Origin of the sequence: Curtobacterium sp. 22159 (genome assembly GCF_052045775.1) — a bacterium.
GTDB lineage: Bacteria > Actinomycetota > Actinomycetes > Actinomycetales > Microbacteriaceae > Curtobacterium.
In genome coordinates this window covers 21,842-45,529 of sequence record NZ_JBQEPN010000003.1, presented here as the reverse complement: position 1 = coordinate 45,529, position 23,688 = coordinate 21,842, and the positions used below count along the sequence as shown (strand labels likewise).

Below are 23,688 nucleotides of genomic sequence, written 5' to 3'. Positions count from 1 at the left end.
AGGCGCGGTGCGGGCGGGCACCGCGCCTCCGGTCCGTGAGATGGGTTGCGGTCCTACTTGAGGTCGGCCTCGGTGTAGTACCCGGAGTCGACGAGGACCTCCTTGTAGTTGTCCTTCGTCACGACGGTCGGCTGGAACAGGTAGGTCGGGACGACCTTGACCTTGTTGTCGTAGCTCTTGGTGTCGTTGACCTCGGGCTTCTTGCCGGAGAGCAGGTCCTCGGCCATGGTGACCGACTGCTTCGCGAGCTTGCGGGTGTCCTTGTAGATGGTCGAGTACTGCTGGCCCGCGATGATCGACTTCACGCTGGCGGCCTCGGCGTCCTGGCCGGTGATGATCGGCAGCGGACGGTCGGAGCTGCCGTAGCCGGCGCCCTGGAGGGCCGAGATGATGCCGATCGACATGCCGTCGTAGGGCGAGAGCACGCCGTTGAGCGTCGTGCCGCCGGAGTACGACTTCGCGATGAGGTTCTGCATGCGGGCCTTGGCGGTCGCGGGGTCCCACTGCTGCGTCGCGGCCTGCGAGAGCTGGTCCTGGCCGGACTGGATCTTCAGCGTGCCGTCGTCCAGGTACGGCTTGAGGGTCTTCATCGCGCCGTTGAAGAAGAAGCTCGCGTTGTTGTCGTCGAGCGACCCCGCGAAGACCTCGATGTTGAACGGCCCCTTCTTGCCCGTGGGCTTGCCGTCCTTGTCCACGATGCCGAGGCCGGTGAGGAGCGAGGTGGCCTGGTCGACGCCGACCTTCTCGTTGTCGAACGAGACGTAGTAGTCGACGTTCTTGTTGCCGGTGAGCAGGCGGTCGTACGAGATCACCTTGATGCCGGCCTTGGCGGCGGCGTCGAGCTGGTCGGAGAGGGCCCCGCCGTCGATGGACGCGATGATGAGGATCTTCGCGCCCTTCGTGATCATGTTGCTGACCTGCTGGGCCTGCTGCTGGATCTTGTTGTCCCCGTACTCGAGGTCGACCTTGTAGCCGGCCTTCTCGAGGTCGCTCTTGACGGCGTCCCCGTCCTTGATCCAGCGTTCCGACACCTTGGTCGGCATGGCGACGCCGACGAGGGCGCCCTTGTTGTCGCCGCTGCCGCCACCGTCGGTGGACGCGCGGCCGCCGGCGGAGCAGCCGGCGAGTGCGATGGCGATGCCGAGGGCGGCGACGCCCGCGACGATCTTGCGCTTCATCATCGAAGTACCTCTGTTCCTGCGCGTCGTCGTCGACGCGCTCGGTGCCGGGGCTGCAGTGCCCCGCGGATGGTTGCTCGTGTGAGCGCTCACATACTGTTGGTTCCGTGACGGGGTGTCAACTCATCGTGACCGTTTCGCGATCTTGCGGCGTCGGGCGGACTGCGCGGTACGGTTGGCGACGTGACGACCACGACCGCGCTCGGGGACGCCGGCGGCAAGCGTCGCAAGGCCCCCACGATCTTCGACGTCGCCGAGCGCGCGGGCGTGTCGCACCAGACCGTCTCGCGGGTGATCAACGGCGACCCCACCGTCCGCGAGCAGTACCGCGCGCAGGTCTCCGACGCCGTCGTCGAGCTCGGGTACCGGCCGCGTGCGGCAGCCCGGGCGCTCGCCGGCGGACGCAGCCGTGCGCTGGGCATCATCACCGCGGGCGATGCGCTGTACGGCCCGTCGAGCACCGCGATCGGGTTCGAACGAGCGGCGCGCTCGGCCGGGTACCACGTGCTGCTCTCGACGCTGCCCGACGCCCCGGGACCGACCGACCTCTCCGGTGCCCTGACGACCCTGCTCGCACAGGACGTCGCCGCGATCGTTCTCGTCGCCGCCGACAACCGGGTGCTCGACGCCCTCGCCTCGTTGACGGTGCCGGTCGCCGTGCCCGTGGTCGTGGCGAACGCCGTGCAGCGTGACGCGGCCCGGGCGCCCGTGGCACCGAGCGTCGCCGCCGTCGCGATCGACCAGGCCGCCGGCACCGAGCTCGTCATGCGGCACCTGTTCGACCGCGGGCACCGCCGGATCGTGCACATCGCCGGGCCGGCGGTGTCACAGGAGTCCGAGGTGCGCCGTGCGACCTACCAGCGGATCATGCGCGAGGCCGGCCTCGACCCGGTGGTGCTGGACGGTGACTGGACACCCGCGAGCGGGTTCCAGGCGGCGCGGACGATCGACGTGCACACCGTCGACGCGGTGTTCGCCGGGAACGACCAGATGGCGCTCGGCGTCCTGCACGCCTTCGCCGACGAGGGGCTGCGGGTCCCGGACGACATCGCCGTCGTCGGGTTCGACGACGTCCCCGAGGCCGCGCACTTCACGCCGCCGCTCACCACCGTGCGGCAGGACTTCCGGGCGATGGGTGAGCGGGTGCTCGACACGGTCCGTGCCCTCGTCGAGGGCGAACCGCGGGACGAGACCCTGCTCGTCCCCGAGCTCGTGGTGCGCCGGAGCGCGTAGCGCGCGGACGACGGACGGGAGGCGCGGTGCCGACCCGCACCGCGCCTCCCGTCCGCTGCCGCCCGGCTCAGCCCTTCAGCGCCCCCGACGACAGACCGGCGACGTAGAAGCGCTGCAGCCCGACGTACAGCGCGATGCACGGGATCATCGCCACCACCGACCCGGCGACGAGGTTCCCGTACGACACCTGCCCGTACGCACCCGTCTGCAGGTTGAGGAGCGCGACGGGCAGCGTGTAGAGCGAGTCCTTCGTGAGGAACGTGAGGGCTCCGAGGAACTCCGTCCACGAGGCCAGGAACGCGTAGAGCGCAGCGGTCGCGGCTCCCGGCAGGAGCAACGGACGCAGCACGGACACGACGACGCGGAACCGGGACGCCCCGTCCACGAACGCCGAGTCCTCGAGCTCGGTCGGGATCGACTCGAACGCGTTCCGCATCACGAACACCCCGAACGGCAGGTTCACCGTCGTGTAGAACAGCACGAGCCCGAGCAGCGAGTTCGTCAGCTTCATCGCGTTCATCTCGAGGTACAGCGGCGTGAGGATCGCCTGGAACGGCACCATCATCGTCAGCAGCACGAGCCCGAACACCACGCCGGACCCGCGGAACCGGAACCGCGCGAACCCGTACCCGGCCATCGTCGCGATCACGGCCGTCAGCACGGCGGTCGAGATCGAGACGACGAGCGAGTTGAACACGCCGGTGAGCAGGTGCGACGAGGGACTGAAGACCGCCGCGAAGTTCTGCCAGCCGAGCTGGAAGAACGTCGCGGGGTCTGGGGCCTGCGTGATCACGGCCTCGGACTGGAACGCCCGCAGGATCGACCAGATGAGCGGGACCGCGAAGACGAGGACCCCGCCGACACCCGCGATCACGTAGAGGGTGCGCTTCACGGCGGTGTCCCGCGGGTGCCGGACGCTGCCCTGCTGGTGGCGCCGTCGGCGTCCGTCGCCGCTGGTCGTGAGGGCCCGGGTGGACAGGTCGGCGGCCGCGATGGTGGACGGCGTGGTCGTGGTGCTCATGGCTCAGTCCTTCTCTCGCAGTGCCCAGAACTGGAACACCGTGACGGCCGCGATGACGATGACGAGGGCGATCGACTCGGCGGTCGCCGCGCCGAGCTGCAGGTTCACGAAGCCGCGGTTGTAGATCGCGTTGACGATGGTCGTGGTCTCGGTGCCCGGGCCGCCCTGGGTCAGGATGTAGAACTGGTTGAACGCCAGCAGCGAGCCGATCACCGAGATGATCACGCTGAGCGCCACGGTCGACCGGATCATCGGGAACGTGATGAGCCGCTCGGCCTGCCACCACGACGCGCCCTCGAGCTGCGCGGACTCGTACACCTCGTCCGGGATCCCCTGCATCGCCGACATGAGCAGCACCATCGTCAGCCCGGACACCGCCCAGACCACGAGCACGCAGATGAGGAGCGTCGCCAGCGGCCCGTTCACCAGCCACGCCGTGCTGCCGTCGGTGATCCCGAGCCAGCGGAGCACCATGTTCACCGCGCCGGAGTTCGGCTGCGCCTCGAGCACGAGCATGAACGAGAGCGTGGTGAGCCCGACCACGTACGGCAGGAAGAACACCGTGCGCAGCACCGTGCTCCCGCGGCGCCGTGCCCGGACGAGCACGGCCAGGAAGTACCCGAGCGCGAGGATCGGGACCGTGACGATCGCCGTGTACAGGAGCGTGTACCCGATGGCGTGCACGAACGTCGGGTCCTGGAACAGCGTCAGGTAGTTCTGCAGGCCGATGAACCGGTACGGGCCGATCAGCGGCCAGTTCGTGAACGAGATGTACAGCGCGAACACGAGCGGGGCGAGGACGAACACCGCGACGAACACGATCGCCGGGGTGACGAGCACGGCGCCGGTGCGCGGCGGGTGCGTGAGTGAGTTGCGGGACGGCGCGGAACGGCTGCTGCGGCCCACGGTGGGGCGGCCGGCGCCGGTCCGACCCCCGGCCGTGCGCCGGGTGGTGATGGTCGACATGCGTGCACCTCTCTGTGCTGGTCGAACGACGTTGTCGCTCGGTCGACGTGCGACGATCTGACGGACGGGGTGGTCAGGCCTGGACCTGGTCGAGGATGCGCTGGTACTCGGACTGGGCCGTCCTCATCGCAGCGGTGGTCCCGGAGCCGAACACGGCCTCGCGGAACATCGCGAAGTACGGCGACGAGGGCTGGTTGTTCAGCAGGTTGTACGCGAGCGTCTGCGGGGCGTACCCCTTGTCGATGGCGTCCAACGGCCCGGAGGCGAGCGGGTACTTCTTCCGGTACGACGGGGTGGCAGCGTCCGACCGGGTGGGGAAGTACCCGCCGTCCGGCAGCGCCTGCTGCTGCTGGAGCCCGTTGGCGTACCGCATGAAGGCCCAGCCGCCGGACGGGTTCGCCGCGCCGTTCGGGATGCACATGTTGTCGCCGCCGTCGAAGAACGACCGCTTGCCGTCCCACGACGGGATGAGCACCGTCTGCATCTTCGCGCGCATCGCCTTCGTCGCCGCCGGCACGGTGGCGCCGTAGGAGCTCGGGAAGATGCCCACCTTCCCGGCCCGGAAGTCAGCGCCCCACGTCGTCCCGGCGTCGGAGTACGTCGCCTTCGACAGCACGCCGTCCTTCCACAGCTGCCGGTAGAACTCCAGCATCCGTTCGAGCGCCTCGTTGCCGGTGATGTTCGCCTTCTGGGAACCGACCTCGCCGGACATCATGTCGACGCCGGTGGCCCAGACGTGCGGCTGCGTGACGAAGCCGATGATGCCCGCGGCGTTGCCCGAGATGGACCAGCCGTACACGTCGTCCGCGACCTTCCGGATCGCCTTCGCCGCGTCGAGCAACGAGTCGAGGTCCTTGGTCGACTCCTCGACGTCCAGGCCCGCCTTCGCGAACAGCTCCGTGTTGACGAAGAGCTGCGAGTTGTCCGCCAGGTACGGCAGGCCGTAGTACCGGTCGCGGTACTGGAGCAGCCGCAGGTGGCCGGGGGAGATCTCGTCGAAGTAGTCGAGCCCCTTCACGACGTCGGTGAGGTCGGCGAACGCCTCGCGGAAGATGAACAGCTGCGAGTTGATGTCGTCGATGTCGACCACGTCCGGTGGCTCACCACCACGGATGGCGGTCGCGAGCTTCGTCACGTACTGCCCGTCGGGGACCGGTGTCAGCTCGACCTGCAGCTTCGGGTTCGCCTTGTTGAACCCGGCGACCGCGGCCGTCAGTCCTGCCTGGGTCGCGGCGCGGCACCAGACGTGCACGGTGCCGGTCGCGTTCCGGCCGAAGCTCGCCACCTGTGCGTCGACCTTGGGCAGGGTGCCGGAGCACCCCGCCAGGGCGAGGGCAGCCCCGCCGGCGAGCCCGCCGGCGAGGAACGCTCTGCGGTCCATCACGTCACCGGGCCAGGGGGAGCCACACGCGCATCGGCGCGGCTCCGCGGTTCGCCCAGGCGTAGTAGGGGATCGCGGTCGCGGTGACCTCCTGGAGGCGGGGTGCGCGTCCGTCAGGACCGGCCACGCCGTCGACGCTGGTCGCCTCTCCCGCGTGGTCCGCGCCTCCGCGGCCCTCCAGCCGACGGTACGGCCAGGCCGCCCGCTCGTGCTCGGCCGGGGCGCGACCTGCGATGCGCAGTGTGACGACGCCGTCCAGCAACCCGTCCTGGCGCTCCCCGGTGATCGGCGCCTCCGGGTCCACCGTCAGGTCGTCCACCGTGAAGCCCTGCTGGTCCGCCTGCTCGACCGCGTACACGAGCGGCCCGCGCTCGATCGCGACCTGACCGCGAGCGGCGTCGATGCGGGCGTCCGCGACGTACCGGTGCGGCGTCGTGTCGAAGACGAGCTCGACGGTGTCGCCGGCGGTCCACTCCCGGTCGATGACGTGCACCGTGCCGGGGGCCGGGCTGGCCGTCCCGTCCGGACCGTGCACGGTCGTGGTGTCCGACCAGGCGGGGATGCGTAACCCGAGGGTGAGCGGCCCGTCCTCGGTCACGGTGACGACCACACGGCCGTCGTGCGGGTACCCGGTCTCGACCGTGACCTGACCGAGCGACGCCGTCGCGTACTGGTGCAGCTGCAGGCCGCCGTCCGTGGCGGTGGCGAGGTAGCCGTCGAGGCTCGCGAACGTCCGCATGATGTTCGGCGGGCAGCAGGCGCAGTCGAACCAGCCGCGTCGGCCGTGCGCGGGGGAGCGGTTCTCGTCCTGGTGCGCGTGGTCCCGCTGCTGGAGCGGGTTGACGTAGAAGTACTCGGTGCCCGCCAAGCTCACGCCCGCGAGGAACGCGTTGTACAGGAGCCGCTCGATCGCGTCGGCGTACACCGGCTTGCCGGTGGCCAGGAGCAGGCGCCAGGCCCACTGGATGCCGCCGATCGCCGCGCAGGTCTCGGCGTAGCCGCGGTCGGTCGGGAGCTCGTACGGGTCGCCGAACGCCTCCCAGTCCCAGCGCGCCCCGAGGCCGCCGGTGATGAACGCCTTCGTCGCCATCATGTCGGCGAACTGCGTCTCGCTCGCCGTGAGCAGCTCGGTGTCACCGGTCTCGATCGCGACGTCGACGGCGCCGGCGGCGAGGTAGACGGCGCGGACGGCGTGGCCCTCGACCGTCGTGGCCTCGCGGCTCGGCACCCGGTCCGAGAAGTACGTCGGTTCGCCGCCAGCGCGCTCGATGATGCCGTGCCCGCGCGCGTCGACGAACCAGTGCGCGAGGTCGAGGTAGTCGCGGTTGCCGGTCTCGCGGTACAGCTCCACCAGACCCATCTCCACCACGGGGTGTCCGTCGATGTCACGTTGCTTGCCGGGGCCGTCGCCGAACGTCCGCACCAGGTGGTCGGCGTTCTTCACCGCGACCTCGAGGAGCCCGGTGTCGCCCGTCGCCCGGTGCTGTGCCACGGCGGCCTGGTACAGGTGCCCCGCGCAGTACATCTCGTGGCTCCACTTGAGGTCCGTGTACCGCTCGCCCTTCCCACGGATCTGCTGCACGGAGTCGAGGTAGCCGTCCTCCGCCTGCGCCTGGGCGTAGAGCGCGGTGACCTCGCGCTGGAGCTCGAGCAGGTCGTCGGCAGGAGCCCGGCCGTACTCCCAGGCGACGGCCTCCAGCCACTTCGTGACGTCGGAGTCCATGAAGATCGGGCCGGTCGCCTCGCCCTCCTCGAGCCCGGCGGCGATCCGGAGGTTCCGGAAGTTGCCGGCCGCCTCGAGCAGGGCGTACCCGCCGCGGACCGCGTCGCGGCCGTTCCGCTCCTGCCGGAGCGCCCAGAAGCCGCCGGTGATGCGGGCGTCGCCGGTGGGCAACGGCCGGAGCGTGAGGTGCGCGGCCGCGGTCGGGAGGACCGGAGTCGCGGTGTGCGCGCGGCTGTCCGTCGCGAGCGTGGTGGTCATGTCGCCTCCTTGCGATGTGACTGGAGCCGTCCCCGGTTGCCGGAAAACGGTTTCTGGCGCAGACGCTACGACACGATCGGGAGGCGCGCAAGGGCTGTTTCGTGAGGCTTGCGTATGATCGGATCACTGCACACGGGTCGGAAAGGAGTTTGCTGTGACCCTCGAGCGCACAGGACAGCCGGTCCGGATCACCGACGTCGCGGCGCTCGCCGGGGTGTCGATCGGGACGGCGTCGAAGGCGCTCAACGGGACCGGCCAACTCCGGGATGCCACACGCCTCCGCGTCAAGGAAGCAGCGGAGAAGCTCGGGTTCGTCGGTGACGCCCGTGCCCGCGCGCTGTCGTCGGGGCGCACCTACACCGTCGGCATGATCACCACGGACTCGTTCGGTCGGTTCTCGATCCCCGTGCTGCTCGGCGCCGAGGACGCCCTGTCCGCCGGCCAGATGGCCGTGCTGCTCTGCGACACCCGGGACGACCACGTCCGCGAGGCCCACTACCTCCGCTCGCTCGCCGCCCGCGGGGTCGACGGCATCATCGTCACCGGCCGTTCCGCCGACCCCCGGCCACCCATCGACGTCCCGATGCCCGTCGTGTACGCGTTCACCCCGTCGACCGACCCGGCCGACGTCTCCGTCACCCTCGACGACGAGGCGGGTTCGGCGGCGGTGGCGTCGCACGTGCTGACGCTCGGGCGGCAGCGGGTCGCGATCGTGACCGGGCCGGAACGGCACCGGTCGGCGGTGCGACGGGTCTCCGGTGCCACCGAGGTGCTCGGTCCGGCGCTCGTGGGGCCGCCGCTGTACGGCGAGTGGTCGGAGCGCTGGGGCCGTCAGGCGGTGGACGTGCTCGCGCGGGGTGCCGCGGACGTGGACGCGATCGTGTGCGGGAGCGACCAGATCGCCCGGGGCGTGTGCGATCGGCTGCGGGAGCTCGGGCGGTCGGTGCCGGAGGACGTCGCGGTCACCGGGTTCGACGACTGGGACGTGATGGCGCTGGCGAGCCGGCCGCCGCTCACCACGGTGGACCTGCGGCTCGAGGAGCTCGGGCGGGTCGCGGGTCGGGCGTTGCTCGAGCTCGTCGACGGGGGATCGGCGGCGTCGGCGACGGTCACCCCGTCCCTGGTCATCCGCGAGAGCACGATCGGCGCGTAGGCCGCCCGGCCGCGTGGTTCCGGTCGCACGACTTGCCGCGTGCGGTCGTTCTGGTCGCACGACATGCCGCGTGCGGTCCTTCCGGCCGCACGACATGCCGTCGGCGCCGGAGGTGAGCGGCAAGTCGCGCGACCTCGGCCGGGTGCTGGGCGGGTGCGGGGCTGGGGTGGTTGTCGTCGGGCCGTCGAGTGCGCACGGCATGCCGCTCACGTTCGTCGAGTGTGCGGAACGTGTCGGCCGACGGCGTCGAGTGTGACGAATACGGCCCACTCGTAGCTCGCGCCGGGATGGTCGGCGGGTACGGCCGGATCTGCGGGCGCCTTCTCGATCGTCCCGCCGAATGGGCACGACGTGTCGCTCACGTTCGTTGAGTGTGCGGAAGGTGTCGGCCGAACGCGTCGAGTGTGACGGATATGGCGCACTCGGCGCGGGCGGGGCGGCGGGGCGGCGGGCGGCACGGCGGGGGCGGGCGCGCGGCGGCGTTGCGGGAGTGAGCGCTCACGTGACAGGATGTGAGCGCTCACGGGGACGACGAGGTTCTGGAGGAACGCATGGGCGACGACCGCCGACAGCAGATCGTGCACGGCCGCACGACGCTGGGCATCGAACTCGGCTCCACCCGCATCAAGGCCTGCCTGGTCGACGAGGACCTCGTCCCGATCGCCGCCGGCGCCCACGAGTGGGAGAACGAGTTCGTCGACGGCCGCTGGACCTACTCCCTCGCCGCCGTCGAGACCGGGCTCCGCGCCGCGTACGCCGCCCTCGTCGCGGACGTCGAAGCGCAGTACGGCGTCACGCCGACGACCTACCGCGCCGCCGGCGTGAGCGCGATGATGCACGGCTACCTCGCGTTCGACGCGGCCGGTGAGCTGCTGGTGCCCTTCCGGACGTGGCGCAACACCTCGACCGGCCCCGCCGCCGAACAGCTCAGCGCCGCCCTCGGGTTCAACATCCCGCTCCGCTGGTCGATCGCCCACCTCCACCAGGCGGTCCTCGACGACGAGCCGCACGTCGCGGACCTCGCCGGCATCACGACCCTCGCCGGCTACGTCCACCGGCGGCTCACCGGTCGGGACGTGCTCGGCGTGGGCGACGCGAGCGGGGTGTTCCCGATCGACACGTCCCCGGTCGACAGCGGCCCGGGCGAGCCCGGGAAGCGCGACTACGACGCTGCGATGCTCGCCACCGCACAGGAGCTCGTCGGCGTCCCGGACCTGCGTGCGCTGCTGCCCGAGGTGCTCGTCGCGGGGGAGGACGCCGGTGCCCTCACCCCGGAGGGCGCCGCGTGGCTCGACCCCACCGGCTCGCTGCTGCCCGGAGTCCCGTTCTGCCCGCCCGAGGGCGACGCCGGCACCGGCATGGTCGCGACGAACGCCGTCGCACCGCGGACCGGGAACGTGAGCGTCGGCACGAGCATCTTCGCGATGGTCGTCCTCGAGCGCCCGCTCTCCACGCCGCACGAGGAGCTCGACGTCGTCACCACCCCCTCCGGCGACGCCGTGGCGATGGTGCACTGCAACAACGGTGCGAGCGAGATCGGCGGCTGGGCGAGGGTGTTCGGACGCTTCGCCGACGCCGCGGGCAGCACGTTGCCGGCGGACGACGTGTTCCGCGTCCTCCTCGACGAAGCCGAGCACGCCGACCCGGACGCCGGCGGCCTGCTCTCGTTCAACTACCTCGCCGGGGAACCCGTCACCCACGTGGCAGCGGGCCGACCCCTGCTGCTCCGCACCCCCGACGCGCACTTCACCCTCGGGAACCTCGTGCGGTCCGAGGTGCACGGCGCGTTCGCCACCCTCGCGATCGGCATGGAGGTGCTGCACGGCGAGGGGGTCGAGGTCGAACGGATGACCGCGCACGGTGGCCTGTTCCGGACACCGGGCACCCCGCAGCGGCTCCTCGCGGCCGCCCTGCGCGTGCCGGTCGCCCTCGAGGAGACCGCGGGCGAGGGCGGGGCCTGGGGGATCGCGGTGCTCGCCGCGTACCTCGAGCACACCGACCAGCACCTGTCGGACTTCCTCGCGGACGCGGTGTTCGCGGGCGACGCCGTCCAGGTCGCCGACCCCGATCCGCGCGACGTCGACGGCTTCCGGGCGTACCTCGGCCGGTACCGCCGAGCGCTGCCCGTGCAGGACGTCGCGGCAGCGCTGACGCCGCCGGGCGCGAGTGACGGCGGGGGCGAGGCGACGGCACCCGCCGACCCGCGCCTCCAGTCCGCCGCGACCACCGGCGCGGGCGAGACGACGACTGCGGCCGACCCGACCCTCCCGACCGTGAAGGAAGCAACCCGATGACCGACGCACCCGCCGCACGCGGCGTACCCGCCGCCGCGACCCCCGCCGCCACGACCCCCGACGACGCCACCCGCGACGCCGTCGCCCGCACCCGCGAGCACGTCGCCCGCCTGCACGGCGAACTCGTCCGCTACGGCCTCGTCATCTGGACCGGCGGGAACGTCTCCGAGCGCGTCCCGGGCACCGACCTCTTCGTCATCAAGCCGAGCGGGGTGTCGAGCGACGACCTGACCCCGGAGAACCAGGTGGTCTGCACCCTCGACGGCGTGCCCGCCGACGGGTGGGGCAACAGCCACGGCCCGTCCTCCGACACCGCCGCGCACGCCCACGTGTACCGGAACATGCCCGAGGTCGGCGGCGTCGTGCACACCCACTCGACGTACGCGACCGCGTGGGCGGCCCGGGCCGAACCGATCCCGTGCGTGATCACCGCGATGGCGGACGAGTTCGGCGGACCGATCCCGGTCGGGCCGTTCGCGATCATCGGCGACGACTCGATCGGCCGCGGCATCGTCGCCACGCTCGAGGGACACCGGAGCCGCGCCGTGCTCATGCAGAACCACGGCGTGTTCACGATCGGACGGGACGCGAAGGACGCCGTCAAGGCCGCCGTCATGTGCGAGGACGTCGCCCGGACCGTGCACGTCTCGCGGCAGCTCGGCGAGCCCGTGCCGATCGCACCCGAGGACGTCGACCGACTCTTCGACCGCTACCAGAACGTCTACGGACAGAACCCCGAAGGAGCACTGCAATGACGCACGCCGTCGACCCCGCCGAGACCCTGGCGGGATACGAGGTCTGGTTCCTGACCGGCTCCCAGGGGCTGTACGGCGAGGAGACCCTCCGCCAGGTCGCCGAGCAGAGCAAGCAGGTGCACGCCGCCCTCGCGGACGCGCTGCCGGTCCGGCTCGTCTGGAAGCCCGTCCTCACCGACGCCGACGGCATCCGACGGGCGCTCACCGAGGCGAGCGCGGACGACCGGGTCATCGGCGTGACGACCTGGATGCACACGTTCAGCCCGGCGAAGATGTGGATCGGTGGGCTGCAGGCGCTCACGAAGCCGCTGCTGCACCTCCACACGCAGGCGAACGTCACGCTGCCGTGGGCGGAGATCGACTTCGACTTCATGAACCTCAACCAGGCCGCGCACGGCGACCGTGAGTTCGGGTACGCCCTCGCACGGCTCGGCGTCCGGCACGCCACCGCCGTCGGGCACGTGTCGGACCCCCGGGTGCAGCAGCGCGTGGCCGACTGGACCCGGGCAGCCGCGGGTGCCGCCGCCGTGCGGGAACTCAAGCTCACGCGGTTCGGCGACAACATGCGGTACGTCGCCGTCACCGAGGGCGACAAGACCGAGGCCGAGATCGAGCTCGGCGTGCAGGTCAACACGTGGGCGGTGAACGAGCTGGCCGACGCCGTCGCAGCGGCGGGGGAGGACACCGCGGCGGTCGACGCGCTCGTCGCGGTGTACGAGCGCGACTACGACGTCGACCCGTCGCTCCGCCGCGACGGCGGTGACCGCCACCAGGCGCTCCGTGACGGTGCTGCGATCGAACTCGGCCTGCGCGCGCTCCTGGAGCAGAACCAGAGTGCGGCGTTCACGACGAACTTCGAGGACCTCGGCGCGCTGAAGCAGCTGCCGGGCCTGGCGGTGCAGCGGCTCATGGCCGAGGGCTACGGCTTCGGGGCGGAGGGCGACTGGAAGACGGCCGTCCTCGTGCGCGCGATGAACGTCGCCGGAGCGGGACTGCCGGGCGGCGCCTCCCTCATGGAGGACTACACGTACGACCTCACGCCCGGAGCCGAGAAGATCCTCGGCGCCCACATGCTCGAGGTGTCGCCGACCCTGACCACCACGACGCCCACGCTCGAGATCCACCCGCTCGGCATCGGCGGCAAGGACGACCCGGTGCGCCTGGTCTTCACGGCGGACCCCGGCGAGGCGGTCGTGGTCGCGCTGTCCGACACGCGGGACGGCTTCCGCCTCACCGCGAACGTCGTCGACGTCGTCGAACCCACCGAGGCGCTGCCGAAACTGCCCGTCGGCCGTGCCGTGTGGGAGCCCCGTCCGTCCTTCCCCGTGGCGGCGGAGGCGTGGCTCACCGCCGGCGCCGCCCACCACACGGTGATGACCACCGCCGTGGGGCTGCAGGTCGTGGAGGACCTCGCCACCATGGTCGGCACGGAGTTCCTCGTCATCGACGAGCACACGACGGCCCGCGGGTTCCGCGACGAGCTGCGTCTCCAGCAGGCGTGGCACCGTCTCGACCGCGGCTTCTGAGGGACGCGGACCGTACGATGAGCGACGTGATCGCGACGCAGCGCACGAGGACGAACTGGGCCGGAAACGTCACCTACCGGGCGTCCGGGCTGGCCCGGCCGACCTCCGTCGCCGAGGTGCAGCACCTCGTCGCGACCACGCCGCGCCTGACGGCGCTCGGGTCGCGGCACTCGTTCAACGAGATCGCCGACACCGACGCGCTGCAGGTCTCGTTGGCGGACCTGCCGCCGGTGCTCGACGTCGACGCGGACCGTCGTGTCGTGCGCGTCGCCGCCGGCATGATCCACAGCCAGGTGGCTGCGGGCCTGGAGGCGCGGGGCTGGGCGCTCGGGAACCTCGCCTCCCTGCCGCACATCTCCACGGCTGGGGCCGTCGCCACCGGTACGCACGGCTCCGGCGTCCGGAACCCGTCCCTCGCACAGGCGGTGGTCGGTCTCGAGGTCGTCCGCGCCACCGGCGACCTGGCGTACGTCGACGCGTCCTCACCCGACGGTGCGCTCGACGCCCACCGGGTGGCCCTCGGCGCACTCGGCGTCGTCACGGCGGTGGAACTCGCGATCGAGCCGTCGTTCCAGGTCGCCACGACCGTGCACCTCGACCTGCCGTGGGACGCGGTGTACGACCGGTTCGACGACGTCGTCTCGGACGCGTACTCGGTGTCGCTGTTCACCTCGTTCGACGACCGCGGTGCCCGGCAGGTCTGGGTGAAGCGCCGCACGGACGAGCCCGAGCCGTCGGTCGACCTCGTCGCACTCGGTGCCCGGCCGGCGACCGGCCCGGTGCACCCGGGGGAGAACGACCCAGCAGGCGTCACCGAGCAGGGTGGCGTGCCGGGGCCGTGGTCCGAGCGGCTGCCGCACTTCCGGTCCTCGTTCACGCCGTCCACCGGGGCCGAGATCCAGGCCGAGTACCTCCTGCCGGCGGGGTCGGCCGTGGCGGCCCTCCGCGCGCTCCGACCGCTCGAGGAGGTGTTCGCGCCGCTGCTCATCGCCGCCGAGGTCCGGACGGTCGCCGCCGACACCGCGTGGCTCGCGCCCTCGTCCGAGCGGCAGTCGGTCGGGATCCACTTCACCTTCCGACGGGACGCCGGTGCCGTGGCCGCCGCGGTCGAGCGGATCGAGGACGCCCTCGCGCCGTTCGACGCCCGGCCGCACTGGGGGAAGGTCTCGGCCGCGAGCGTCGAGCGGCTGCACGAGGTGTACCCGCGGTTGTCCGACTTCGCCGCCGTCGCCCGCGACCTCGACCCCACCGGGCGGTTCCGCAACGCGTTCCTCGCGCGCGTCCTCGCCTGATCGTGTCCCGCGCCCCTCGCCCTCGAAGTGGGGCTGCGGGGCGTGCGCCGGTGCTCCTATCCTGACGACCGTGCCGCGGAGGGGGAGTAGATGACGTTGCCGATCGCTGGGTGGTACCCGGATCCGGAGGACCAGGCGCGTCTGCGGTGGTGGGACGGGACGCGGTGGGGAGCGCTCGCTCCGCAGCCGGAAGCCGTCCCCGGGACCGCGCCGTTCTCGGTGGTCGAGCCGGCGCCACGACCGCCAGCGCCGTCGGAATACCGCGCAGGGGCGAGCGACGGACCGCTGACTGGTCGCCGGGCACGGGTGGCGAAGGACCGGGCGACTCGATCAGCAAACCCGTTCGGCTATGCCGGTCTCGTCCTGTCGCTCATCGCGTTCATCTTCAACCTGCTCGCGATCCCCAGCGTCCTCGGCCTCGTGTTCGGGGCAATCGGCCTCGCCCGCGCGGGGCAGCTCACGGGTCAGCGCATCACCGGGTTCGGCGTCTCCCTCGCGGCCGTGATCCTGGGATTGGTGAGCGGCGGGCTGTTCTTCCTCCGCGTCGCGCAGCTGATGAGCTGACCAGGCCCGCACGCACGGATCGGGAATAGCCGGACGACGCTCGGCGATTGGATTGTTTCGTCGTGCGACGTCGCGTCGTGCACGGGATTCGGACGGGCCACCGCCCGGGTGTCAGGATGGACGGCGCCCGGTGACCCGACCCGGGCCACCCGAGCGACCACGTCACGGTCGTCACCCCCACCCCTTCCCACGAGGAGCACCAACGTCATGAGACGCCCCACGCGCCTGACCATCACCGCGGCGGTCGCCGCAGCAGCAGCACTCGTGCTGGCCGGGTGCTCGGGCGGCGGCGCCTCGGACGACGCGTCGAGCGGCACGACCAAGGGCGGCACGCTCAACATCCTCACGACGGCGACCGCGGTGCACCTCGACCCGGCGACGAGCCAGAACCTCAACATCACGACGCTCGGCCTCGTCCTGCGTCGTCTCACCGCGTGGGACGTCCAGCCCGGCAAGACCGCGAAGGTCGTGCCGGACCTGGCGACCAACACCGGCGACTCGAGCGACGGCGGGAAGACCTGGACGTACCACCTCAAGAAGGGGCTGGAGTTCCAGGACGGGAAGCCGATCACCACGAAGGACATCAAGTGGGGCATCGAGCGCTCGTTCGCGCCGACCCTCACCGGTGGCCTGAGCTACCACAAGTCGCTCCTCGTCGGCGGCGACACCTACAAGGGCCCGTTCGACGGCAAGACCCTCGACAGCATCGAGACGCCCGACGACTCCACCATCGTGTTCAAGCTCAACGCGCCGTACGGGGACTGGCCGTGGATCGTGTCGATGCCGGCGTTCGCCCCGGTCCCCGAGGGTGACGGCACCGACACCGGTGCGTACGACGCCAAGCCGGTCGCCTCCGGTCCCTACCAGGTGCAGTCGAACACGCAGGGCTCCCAGATCACGCTCGTCCGGAACAAGTCCTGGAGCGCCAAGACCGACGACGTGCGCACGGCCGGTCCGTCGAAGGTCGTGTTCAAGGAGAGCCAGGACCCGTCGACCGTCACGCAGACCCTCATCGCGGACAACGGTGACGCCAAGGACTCCTTCGGCGCCTCGTACCTCGGTGCGGCGGAGCTCAACCAGGTCCGCTCGAACCCGTCCGCCCAGGACCGCCTCGCCACGTCGAAGGCCGGCCCCATCACCTACATGGCGATCAACACCCAGAGGGGCTCGCTCAAGGACCTCAAGGTGCGCCAGGCGCTGCAGTACGCGGTGGACAAGAAGTCCTACCGGATCGCCGCGGGCGGCGCGCTCGCCGGGTCGTACGCCACGACGCTGATCACCCCGGGCATCGCCGGCCGTCAGGACTACGACCTGTACAAGCCGGGTGCCGACGGTGACGTCGCGAAGGCGAAGAAGCTCCTGCAGGAAGCCGGCGTCTCGGACCTGAAGCTCACCCTCGTGACGCAGAACGACTCGTCGAACCTCGCACAGGCGCAGGCCCTCCAGGCCGGTCTCAAGCGTGCGGGCATCACCGTGACGCTCAAGCCGCTCGACCAGGACTCCTTCTACACGGCGACGACGGACGGCACCGACTTCGACCTCGCGCTGTTCAGCTGGCAGCCCGACTTCCCGAGCGCGAACGCGAACATCCAGCCGCTCTACGACTCGTCGCAGATCGGTGGCGGCGGCTACAACGTGTCGAAGTACAGCAACCCGGCGGTCGACGCGCTCATCAAGCAGGCGACCGGCACGATCGACCAGAAGGCCGCGCGGAAGCTCTGGGCCGAAGCGGACAAGAAGATCATGGCCGACGCGCCGATCGTCCCGCTGACGTACGCGAAGCAGTCCTTCCTGGCCGGTTCGAACGTGCAGAACTTCCGGATCGCGGACTTCCCGGCGTACCCGAACTACCTCAAGGTCTCGCTCGCGAAGTGAGTTCCCCGCTGCTCGAGGTCGAGGGGCTCCGCGTCGCGTTCGGCGACGCGGAGCCCGTCGTCCGTGACGTCTCCTTCTCCCTGACGCCCGGCCGGGTGCTCGCCCTCGTCGGCGAGTCCGGGTCGGGCAAGTCCGTCAGCGCGATGAGCGTGCTCGGGCTGCTCCCGCCGGAGGCCCGGGTCTCCGGCAGCATCCGGTTCCGCGGCGCCGAGCTCGTCGGTGCGTCCGACGAGGAGCTCCGTGCGGTGCGCGGCGCAGGCATCGGTGTCGTGTTCCAGGAGCCGATGAACTCGTTCACCCCGGTGCTCTCGATCGGGACGCAGATCGCCGAGGCGATCACTGCCCACCCGACGGACCTCGACCACGGGGGTGTCTCGGCCCGGACCGACGAGCTGCTCCGTTCCGCCGGGCTCTCCGATCCGGCGCGGATCCGGAAGGCGTACCCGCACGAGCTCTCCGGCGGGCAGCTGCAGCGGGCGATGATCGCGATGGCACTCGCGGGCGACCCGGTGGCGCTCATCGCGGACGAACCGACCACCGCGCTCGACGTGACCGTGCAGGCCGGCATCCTCGACCTGCTCCGGACCCTGGGCCGTGAACGCGACCTGGCGGTGCTGCTCATCACGCACGACATGGGCGTGGTGGCGGACGTCGCGGACGAGGTGCTCGTGATGCGCCGCGGCGATCCCGTCGAGCAGGGGTCGGTGACCGAGGTGTTCGCGCACCCGTCGGCCGACTACACCCGGGCGCTCCTCGCCGCAGTGCCGGTCCTGGAGGCGCCGGCCGGGTCCGCACCGGAGGCTCCGCAGGTCTCGTCACGCGCTGAGCGACAGCTCACGCGTTCCGTCGCGCGTGATGTGTCGCCCAGCGCCGACGACGCTGATGGTCCGGTGGACGCGAGCGGCGGGCACGAGCCGAACCGCGCCTCCCGAGCCGTCGTCGCGCAGCTGCGCGACGTCGCCGTGCGCTACGCGCGCCGCGGCGCACCGACCGTCTCGGGCATCGACCTCGACCTGCGGGCCGGGCACACGCTCGGCCTCGTGGGGGAGTCCGGGTCCGGGAAGTCCACGATCGGACGTGCGCTCGCCGGCCTCGTGCCGGTCGTCGCCGGATCCGTCGAGGTGGACGGCAGCGACCTCCGGACGGCCCGGGGCGCTCGGCTCCGGGAACTCCGGAGCCGTGTCGGCATCGTCTTCCAGGACCCGGCGTCGTCGCTCAACCCGAGGCAGACGATCGGGTGGAGCATCGCCGAGCCGCTCCTCGTGCACGGAGCCGCGTCGGCCACGAGCCGTGCCGACCGGGTACGCGACCTCCTCACGGCCGTGCAGCTCGAGCCCTCGTGGGCGGAGCGGTTCCCACACCAGCTCTCCGGCGGGCAGCGGCAACGCGTCGCGGTCGCCCGCGCGCTCGCCCTCCGACCCGCGCTCGTGATCGCGGACGAACCGACGTCGGCGCTCGACGTCACGGTGCAGGCGGCCGTGCTCGACCTGCTCTCCGACCTGCAGGCCGAGTTCGGCTTCGGCATGCTGCTCATCAGCCACGACCTCGCCGTCGTCCGGCAGCTCGCGGACGAGGTCGTCGTGCTGCACGACGGCCGGGTGGTCGAGCGCGGCACGACGGACGCGGTGCTCGACGACCCGCAACAGGACTACACGCGCATGCTCCTCGCGGCCGCGCCCGTCGCCGACCCCGTGCGACAGGCCGCCCGACGTGAGGCCTGGCGTGCGTGGGAAGGGGTGGCCTCGTGACCGCCAACGTCGTCGACCGTCCGGTGGCGGCACCCGCGAACCGGAGCACCGGCTTCCGCGCCGTCGTGCGGCGGGTGCGTCAGGACCGGTGGGCGGTCGCGTCCGCGGTCGTCATCGCCGTCTTCGTCGTGGTCGCGATCGCCGCACCGCTCATCGCCGCCGTGTCCGGCCAGGACCCGTACGGCTACCACATCGACGCGCTCAACTCGTTCGGGGCGCCGAAGGGCGTCGGCGGTGGGATCAGCGGCCAGCACTGGTTCGGTGTCGAGCCGCTGACCGGGCGTGACCTCTTCTCGATCGTGACGTACGGCGCGCGGACGTCGCTCGGCATCGGGCTCGCCGCGACGGTCCTGTCGATCGTCATCGGCGTGCTCGTCGGTGTCACGACGGGGTTCTTCGGCGGCTGGTACGACCGCGTGCTCTCCCGCGTCGTCGACGTCATCTTCGGCTTCCCGTCGCTGGTGTTCATGATCGCGCTCACCGCCATCGTGCCGACGTCGTTCCCGAAGCCCGTGCTCGTCGTCCTCGTGATCGGGTTCTTCGGTTGGCCGTCCGTCGCCCGGGTCGTCCGTGGGCAGACCCTGTCGCTCGTGACCCGGAACTACGTCGTCGCGTCGACGGCGATGGGCGCCGGCCGGTGGCACGTCATGCGGACGCAGCTCCTGCCGAACCTCGCGGCGACCATCACCGTGTACGCGACGATCTCGATCCCGTCGATGATCGGGGCCGAGGCCGCCCTGTCCTTCCTGGCGGTCGGGGTCACCCCGCCGACGCCGTCCTGGGGTCGCAGCATCGGGGACGCGATCGGCTGGGTGCAGACCGACCCGATGTACCTCGTCTTCCCGGGAGCGGCACTGTTCCTCATCACCCTGGCGTTCAACGTGCTCGGCGACGCGCTCCGTGACGCCCTCGACCCGCGAGGAGCCGCCCGGTGACCACCTTCCGCTTCATCGCGATCCGCGTCCTCGGCGCCGCAGTGGTGCTGCTCGTCGTCGCCGCGATCACCTACGCGCTGTTCATGCTGCTGCCGACGAACCCGGCGCGGGCGATCTGCGACAAGCCGTGCACGCCGGACCGGCTCCGCGAGGTCCAGGCGTTCCTCGGCACCGACAAACCGTGGATCGCCCAGTTCGGGGCGTACCTCGCGGGCATCTTCACGGGTCGGACGTTCGGGTCCGGCGCCTCCGTCATCCACTGCGCGGCGCCCTGCTTCGGCTACTCGTTCCAGCTCCACGACAGCGTGACCGACCTCATCCTCAGCCGCCTGCCCGTCACGGCGTCGATCGCGGTCGGCGCGGCCGTGCTGTGGCTCGTCGCGGGGGTCGCCGGCGGGACGCTCTCGGCACTGCGCCGGGGCACGTTCGTCGACCGGGCGGTGATGACCGTGGCGGTGGCGGGGGTGTCCTCGCCTTCGTACCTGGTCGGCCTGCTCGCGATCCTGCTGTTCGGGTTCGTGCTCGGGATCCTGCCCACCAGCGGCTACGTCGCGTTCGGGGACGACCCCGTCGGTTGGTTCACGCACCTGATCCTGCCGTGGTGCGTCCTGGCGTTCATCAGCGCAGCGATCTACGCCCGGCTGACCCGCGGCGAGATGCTCGAGTCGATGTCGCAGGACTTCGTCCGGACCGCCCGCGCGAAGGGGCTCCGCGAGCGCCAGGTGGTCGTGCGGCACGGACTGCGGACGGCGATCCTCCCCGTGGTGACGCTCTTCGGGCTCGACCTCGGGTCCCTGCTCGGCGGTGCCGTCATCACCGAGAAGGTGTTCTCGATGCAGGGGCTGGGCGCGTTGCTCATCGACGCCGTGCACACGCTCGACCTGCAGGTGGTGGTGGGCTTCACGCTGTTCTCGGCCCTGCTCATCGTCACGGCGAACGTGATCGTCGACGTCGTGTACGCGTTCGTCGACCCACGCGTCCGACGCCGCGCGTAGCAGCGTCGACCCCGTGGTGACGACAGGACCTCCCGATCGCTGAGAGTCCACACACCGAAGGCTCCCCGATCCCAGTGTCCTGGCCGGACATCCCCCATGAGTCCTCCGAACCGCGGACTTGTCGCCCCTGGGAGGCGGGTCGAGCATTCGATCGTGATCAACACTCAGGGGGACCTCGGGACGATGCCGACCACGGCACGCTCGCGGGTCAGGGACACGTTCATCGGGATCGCAGCCGCTGCGATCGCCATCGCCGCGTCGATCGGGCTCGCGGTGCCGGCGATGGCGACGCAACCGGGTCAGAACACCGGCGGTGGTCCGTCTGCGGCCGCCAACAGTGCCATCGCCTACGCCGAGACCATGTGGAGCAAGAGCGACGGCGGGCCCAACAGCAGCACCTACTACGCGCTCGGCGGCAACGGGCCGAGCGCATGGGACTGCTCCGGGCTCGTCTGGAAGGCCTACCTGCAGGCTGGCATCGACCTGTCGAACGGGACGTCCCGGCCGGTCGTCGGTGACGAGTACAACGCACTGAAGAGCAACATCGTGTCGCGCGCGAACGCGGAGCCCGGGGACATCCTGTTCTGGACGAGCACCGGCACCACGTCCGGCAACTTCCTGCACGACGGCATCTACCTCGGGAACGGCTACATGATCGCCGCGGCCGCACCCGGGGAGGGCGTCAAGGAGCAGACGCTCTGGTCCGAACCCGGTGAGCAGCTGCTCGACGTCGTCGGGCGTCCCACCGGTTCGCTGAGTGGTTCCGGTTCCGGTGGCAGCACGGTCAAGACCACCTCGTACGTCACCGCGGCGCAGGTCAACACCGGGAAGCTGTGGAGCATCACGGCGAGCAAGGCGGCGACGGCCTACCCGGTCGGCGTCGCAGCCGGCACCAGCCCCGCGATCGCGTCCCTCGGCAGCGGGAAGTACGTCACAGCGTTCCAGGCGGCTGGCGGTGCTCTGTGGACGATCGACTCCGGGGGAGCGGCGACGTCGTTCCCGGTGGGCATGCAGGCCGGCACGAGTCCGTCGATCATCCCGACCTCCGGCGGCGGGTACGTCATCGCGGTGCAGACCAACACCGGGAAGCTCTGGACCATCACCAACACGAAAGCGGCGACCGCGTTCGACATCGGGATGGCCGCCGGGACGAGTCCGTCCATCGCGGCGGTCGGCAGCGGCTACGTCGTGGCGGTGCAGACCAACACGGGTGACCTGTGGAGCGTGACGAACACCAAGGCGGCCACGTCGTTCGGTGTCGGCATGCAGGCCGGCACGAGCCCTTCCATCACCGCCACGGCGAACGGCGGGTACGTGATCGCAGCGCAGACGAACACCGGCGCGCTGTGGAGCGTGACGAACACGAAGGCTGCGACGGCGTTCCCGGTCGGGATGCAGGACGGCACCAGCCCGTCGATCCTCGCGCTCCCGTCGGGCGGCTACGTGATCGCCGTGCAGACCAACACCGGCAAGCTGTGGACGATCACCGACGGGAAGGCGGCGACGGCGTTCGACATCGGCATGGCCGCCGACACCAGCCCGTCGATCGCCGCGGTCGGCAGCGGGTACGTGGTGGCGGTCCAGACGAACGGCAGTGATCTCTGGACGGTCACGAACGACGACGCTGCGACCTCGTTCGGCGTCGGGATGAAGGCGGGTACGAGCCCCGCGATCCTCGCCCAGTAGTCCACGGCGACGCCGCACCACGAGGCCGGCGCCGAACCAGGGGAACCCCCGGTCCGGCGCCGGTCTCCGCGTTCATCCCGCTGCTCGCGCGGGATGCTGCCGGGGCAGGTGCTCAGACGGTCGCCCCGTCCCACCAGCGCAGCACCCGCGTCCCGACGAGCGTGAGCCAGCGCGAGCGCTCGCCGACCGGGACGTCGACCTCGAACCACTGCCGCCCGGCCGGCCGTTCGCCCTGCGTCCACGTTCCGTCCGGGTTCCGGGCGGCGCGCACGATCTCGACCGCTTCGGCAGCGCGCGGGTCCGGAGGGGTCCCGTCGAGCAGCGACGCGGTTCGCAGGTGGTCGGTGGCGCGCAGCGCGGTGTAGACCCACCGGAACGGGTACGCGAAGCGGTGCACCCACGGACCGACGAACGCACCGTCGGACTTCCGGTGGAGCAGGCGTCGTTCGAGCAGGTACTCCGCACCGCGGTGCCGGGCCGCCCGGAGCGCCGTCGCACGCGGGTGCGTCCCGGCCGTGAGCCGCTCGTGCTCCACGAGTCCGTCGAGGACGTTGAGGGTCGAGTGGAACGAGGACACCGTCGATCCCTCGATCCACTCGCAGTTCCATCCACCGTCGGCCTGCTGGTGCTCGAGCAGCCAGTCCGCGATCCCGACGACGTCCGCGCCGAGCCAGGTGCCGTTCGCGAGCGTGAAGGCGTTGATGCAGCAGTCGACCTCGCCGCCCCAGTACGGCAGCTGCTCGTACTCCCAGCGGCTGTTCACCGCGAGGCGTGCCGCGGTGTCCCCGAGCACCGTCGCGTCGAGCTCCCACTCGCGGAGGCTGTTGAGCGACCAGGTCGTCGCGGTGTACGGCTGCCCGGGTTCCTGCGCCTCGGGGCCGCTCGGGTCGAAGTCGGCCGGGAAGTACGCGCCGCCGGCCCACTGCCCGTCGGGGTCCTGGTGGGCGAGGAGCGCGGCGCCGAACCCCTCGGTCGCGACCCGGGCGCGCGTGGCCTGCCACGTCGAAGGCGGCGCGCCGATGAGGTCCCGCTCGACCTGCCAGCGCAGCGCCGGGTCCGAGTCGAGCAACCAGTCGACCACCGAGGCGTCCATGGCGCGAAGGGT

18 protein-coding genes are annotated in these 23,688 nt (G+C 71.3%); 12 read left to right on the top strand and 6 right to left on the bottom strand.

The genetic code is table 11. From position 1 onward, the window contains the following. Positions 1–53 precede the first annotated feature (53 nt). Positions 54–1,181, bottom strand: coding sequence for a multiple monosaccharide ABC transporter substrate-binding protein (gene chvE / locus ACTJKO_RS04215; protein ID WP_440686010.1), 1,128 nt, complete (start codon positions 1,179–1,181; stop codon positions 54–56). Positions 1,182–1,361: 180 nt separating this feature from the next. On the opposite strand from chvE, the gene ACTJKO_RS04210 reads away from it, so the two are divergent. Next, positions 1,362–2,411, top strand: coding sequence for a LacI family DNA-binding transcriptional regulator (locus tag ACTJKO_RS04210; protein WP_440686008.1), 1,050 nt, complete (start codon positions 1,362–1,364; stop codon positions 2,409–2,411). A gap of 67 nt (positions 2,412–2,478) precedes the next feature. Here ACTJKO_RS04210 and ACTJKO_RS04205 read toward each other — a convergent pair whose 3' ends face one another. The 4 genes from ACTJKO_RS04205 to ACTJKO_RS04190 form a co-directional block, all read right to left on the bottom strand. After that, the gene (locus ACTJKO_RS04205) at positions 2,479–3,432 is read right to left on the bottom strand and encodes a carbohydrate ABC transporter permease (protein WP_440686006.1); all 954 of its coding nucleotides are present in this window, start codon (positions 3,430–3,432) and stop codon (positions 2,479–2,481) included. Between the two features lie 3 nt (positions 3,433–3,435). Continuing rightward, positions 3,436–4,398, bottom strand: a complete 963-nt coding sequence (locus tag ACTJKO_RS04200; protein WP_440686004.1) for a carbohydrate ABC transporter permease — start codon at positions 4,396–4,398, stop codon at positions 3,436–3,438. Between the two features lie 73 nt (positions 4,399–4,471). Further along, the gene (locus tag ACTJKO_RS04195; RefSeq protein WP_440686002.1) at positions 4,472–5,779 is read right to left on the bottom strand and encodes an ABC transporter substrate-binding protein; all 1,308 of its coding nucleotides are present in this window, start codon (positions 5,777–5,779) and stop codon (positions 4,472–4,474) included. Positions 5,780–5,783: 4 nt separating this feature from the next. Continuing rightward, entirely contained in the window at positions 5,784–7,760 is a 1,977-nt protein-coding gene (locus ACTJKO_RS04190; RefSeq protein ID WP_440686000.1) for a glycoside hydrolase family 127 protein, read from the bottom strand. Between the two features lie 154 nt (positions 7,761–7,914). On the opposite strand from ACTJKO_RS04190, the gene ACTJKO_RS04185 reads away from it, so the two are divergent. The 11 genes from ACTJKO_RS04185 (at position 7,915) to ACTJKO_RS04135 (ending at position 22,583) form a co-directional block, all read left to right on the top strand. After that, entirely contained in the window at positions 7,915–8,913 is a 999-nt protein-coding gene (locus tag ACTJKO_RS04185; protein WP_440685998.1) for a LacI family DNA-binding transcriptional regulator, read from the top strand. Between the two features lie 551 nt (positions 8,914–9,464). Beyond that, positions 9,465–11,207, top strand: coding sequence for a xylulokinase (locus ACTJKO_RS04180; RefSeq protein ID WP_440685996.1), 1,743 nt, complete (start codon positions 9,465–9,467; stop codon positions 11,205–11,207). Continuing rightward, complete coding sequence (locus tag ACTJKO_RS04175; RefSeq protein WP_440685994.1) at positions 11,204–11,962, top strand: L-ribulose-5-phosphate 4-epimerase; 759 nt, start codon at positions 11,204–11,206, stop codon at positions 11,960–11,962. The genes ACTJKO_RS04180 and ACTJKO_RS04175 overlap by 4 nt, the downstream gene beginning before the upstream one ends. Beyond that, positions 11,959–13,488 (top strand): L-arabinose isomerase, encoded by a 1,530-nt coding sequence (gene araA, locus ACTJKO_RS04170; protein ID WP_440685992.1) that lies wholly within the window; start codon positions 11,959–11,961, stop codon positions 13,486–13,488. Before ACTJKO_RS04175 ends, araA begins: the two co-directional genes overlap by 4 nt. A gap of 26 nt (positions 13,489–13,514) precedes the next feature. Then, positions 13,515–14,780 carry a D-arabinono-1,4-lactone oxidase gene (locus ACTJKO_RS04165; RefSeq protein ID WP_440685990.1) on the top strand — a complete coding sequence of 422 codons (1,266 nt, stop codon included), beginning with the start codon at positions 13,515–13,517 and terminating at the stop codon, positions 14,778–14,780. Between the two features lie 90 nt (positions 14,781–14,870). Continuing rightward, complete coding sequence (locus ACTJKO_RS04160) at positions 14,871–15,344, top strand: DUF2510 domain-containing protein (RefSeq protein ID WP_440685988.1); 474 nt, start codon at positions 14,871–14,873, stop codon at positions 15,342–15,344. Between the two features lie 207 nt (positions 15,345–15,551). Continuing rightward, a complete protein-coding gene (locus tag ACTJKO_RS04155; protein ID WP_440685986.1) occupies positions 15,552–17,219 on the top strand; it encodes an ABC transporter substrate-binding protein in 1,668 nt (555 codons plus the stop codon). Then, entirely contained in the window at positions 17,216–18,967 is a 1,752-nt protein-coding gene (locus tag ACTJKO_RS04150; RefSeq protein WP_440685984.1) for a dipeptide ABC transporter ATP-binding protein, read from the top strand. The genes ACTJKO_RS04155 and ACTJKO_RS04150 overlap by 4 nt, the downstream gene beginning before the upstream one ends. After that, positions 18,964–19,902, top strand: coding sequence for an ABC transporter permease (locus tag ACTJKO_RS04145; protein WP_440685982.1), 939 nt, complete (start codon positions 18,964–18,966; stop codon positions 19,900–19,902). The genes ACTJKO_RS04150 and ACTJKO_RS04145 overlap by 4 nt, the downstream gene beginning before the upstream one ends. Further along, positions 19,899–20,897 carry an ABC transporter permease gene (locus ACTJKO_RS04140; protein WP_440685980.1) on the top strand — a complete coding sequence of 333 codons (999 nt, stop codon included), beginning with the start codon at positions 19,899–19,901 and terminating at the stop codon, positions 20,895–20,897. The genes ACTJKO_RS04145 and ACTJKO_RS04140 overlap by 4 nt, the downstream gene beginning before the upstream one ends. 153 nt (positions 20,898–21,050) lie before the next feature. Then, on the top strand, positions 21,051–22,583 hold the full coding sequence (locus ACTJKO_RS04135; protein WP_440685978.1) for a C40 family peptidase: 1,533 nt from the start codon (positions 21,051–21,053) through the stop codon (positions 22,581–22,583). Between the two features lie 112 nt (positions 22,584–22,695). On the opposite strand, the gene ACTJKO_RS04130 is transcribed toward ACTJKO_RS04135, so the two are convergent. After that, entirely contained in the window at positions 22,696–23,676 is a 981-nt protein-coding gene (locus ACTJKO_RS04130) for a squalene cyclase (RefSeq protein ID WP_440685976.1), read from the bottom strand. Positions 23,677–23,688: the final 12 nt, after the last annotated feature.

Bases quoted from the DNA above. Each gene is read 5' to 3' on its own strand.
- chvE (WP_440686010.1), bottom strand. From the start codon at position 1,181: ATGATGAAGCGCAAGATCGTCGCGGGCGTCGCCGCCCTCGGCATCGCC.
- ACTJKO_RS04205 (WP_440686006.1), bottom strand. From the start codon at position 3,432: ATGAGCACCACGACCACGCCGTCCACCATCGCGGCCGCCGACCTGTCC.
- ACTJKO_RS04200 (WP_440686004.1), bottom strand. From the start codon at position 4,398: ATGTCGACCATCACCACCCGGCGCACGGCCGGGGGTCGGACCGGCGCC.
- ACTJKO_RS04195 (WP_440686002.1), bottom strand. From the start codon at position 5,779: ATGGACCGCAGAGCGTTCCTCGCCGGCGGGCTCGCCGGCGGGGCTGCC.
- ACTJKO_RS04190 (WP_440686000.1), bottom strand. From the start codon at position 7,760: ATGACCACCACGCTCGCGACGGACAGCCGCGCGCACACCGCGACTCCG.
- ACTJKO_RS04180 (WP_440685996.1), top strand. From the start codon at position 9,465: ATGGGCGACGACCGCCGACAGCAGATCGTGCACGGCCGCACGACGCTG.
- ACTJKO_RS04175 (WP_440685994.1), top strand. From the start codon at position 11,204: ATGACCGACGCACCCGCCGCACGCGGCGTACCCGCCGCCGCGACCCCC.
- araA (WP_440685992.1), top strand. From the start codon at position 11,959: ATGACGCACGCCGTCGACCCCGCCGAGACCCTGGCGGGATACGAGGTC.
- ACTJKO_RS04160 (WP_440685988.1), top strand. From the start codon at position 14,871: ATGACGTTGCCGATCGCTGGGTGGTACCCGGATCCGGAGGACCAGGCG.
- ACTJKO_RS04155 (WP_440685986.1), top strand. From the start codon at position 15,552: ATGAGACGCCCCACGCGCCTGACCATCACCGCGGCGGTCGCCGCAGCA.
- ACTJKO_RS04130 (WP_440685976.1), bottom strand. From the start codon at position 23,676: ATGGACGCCTCGGTGGTCGACTGGTTGCTCGACTCGGACCCGGCGCTG.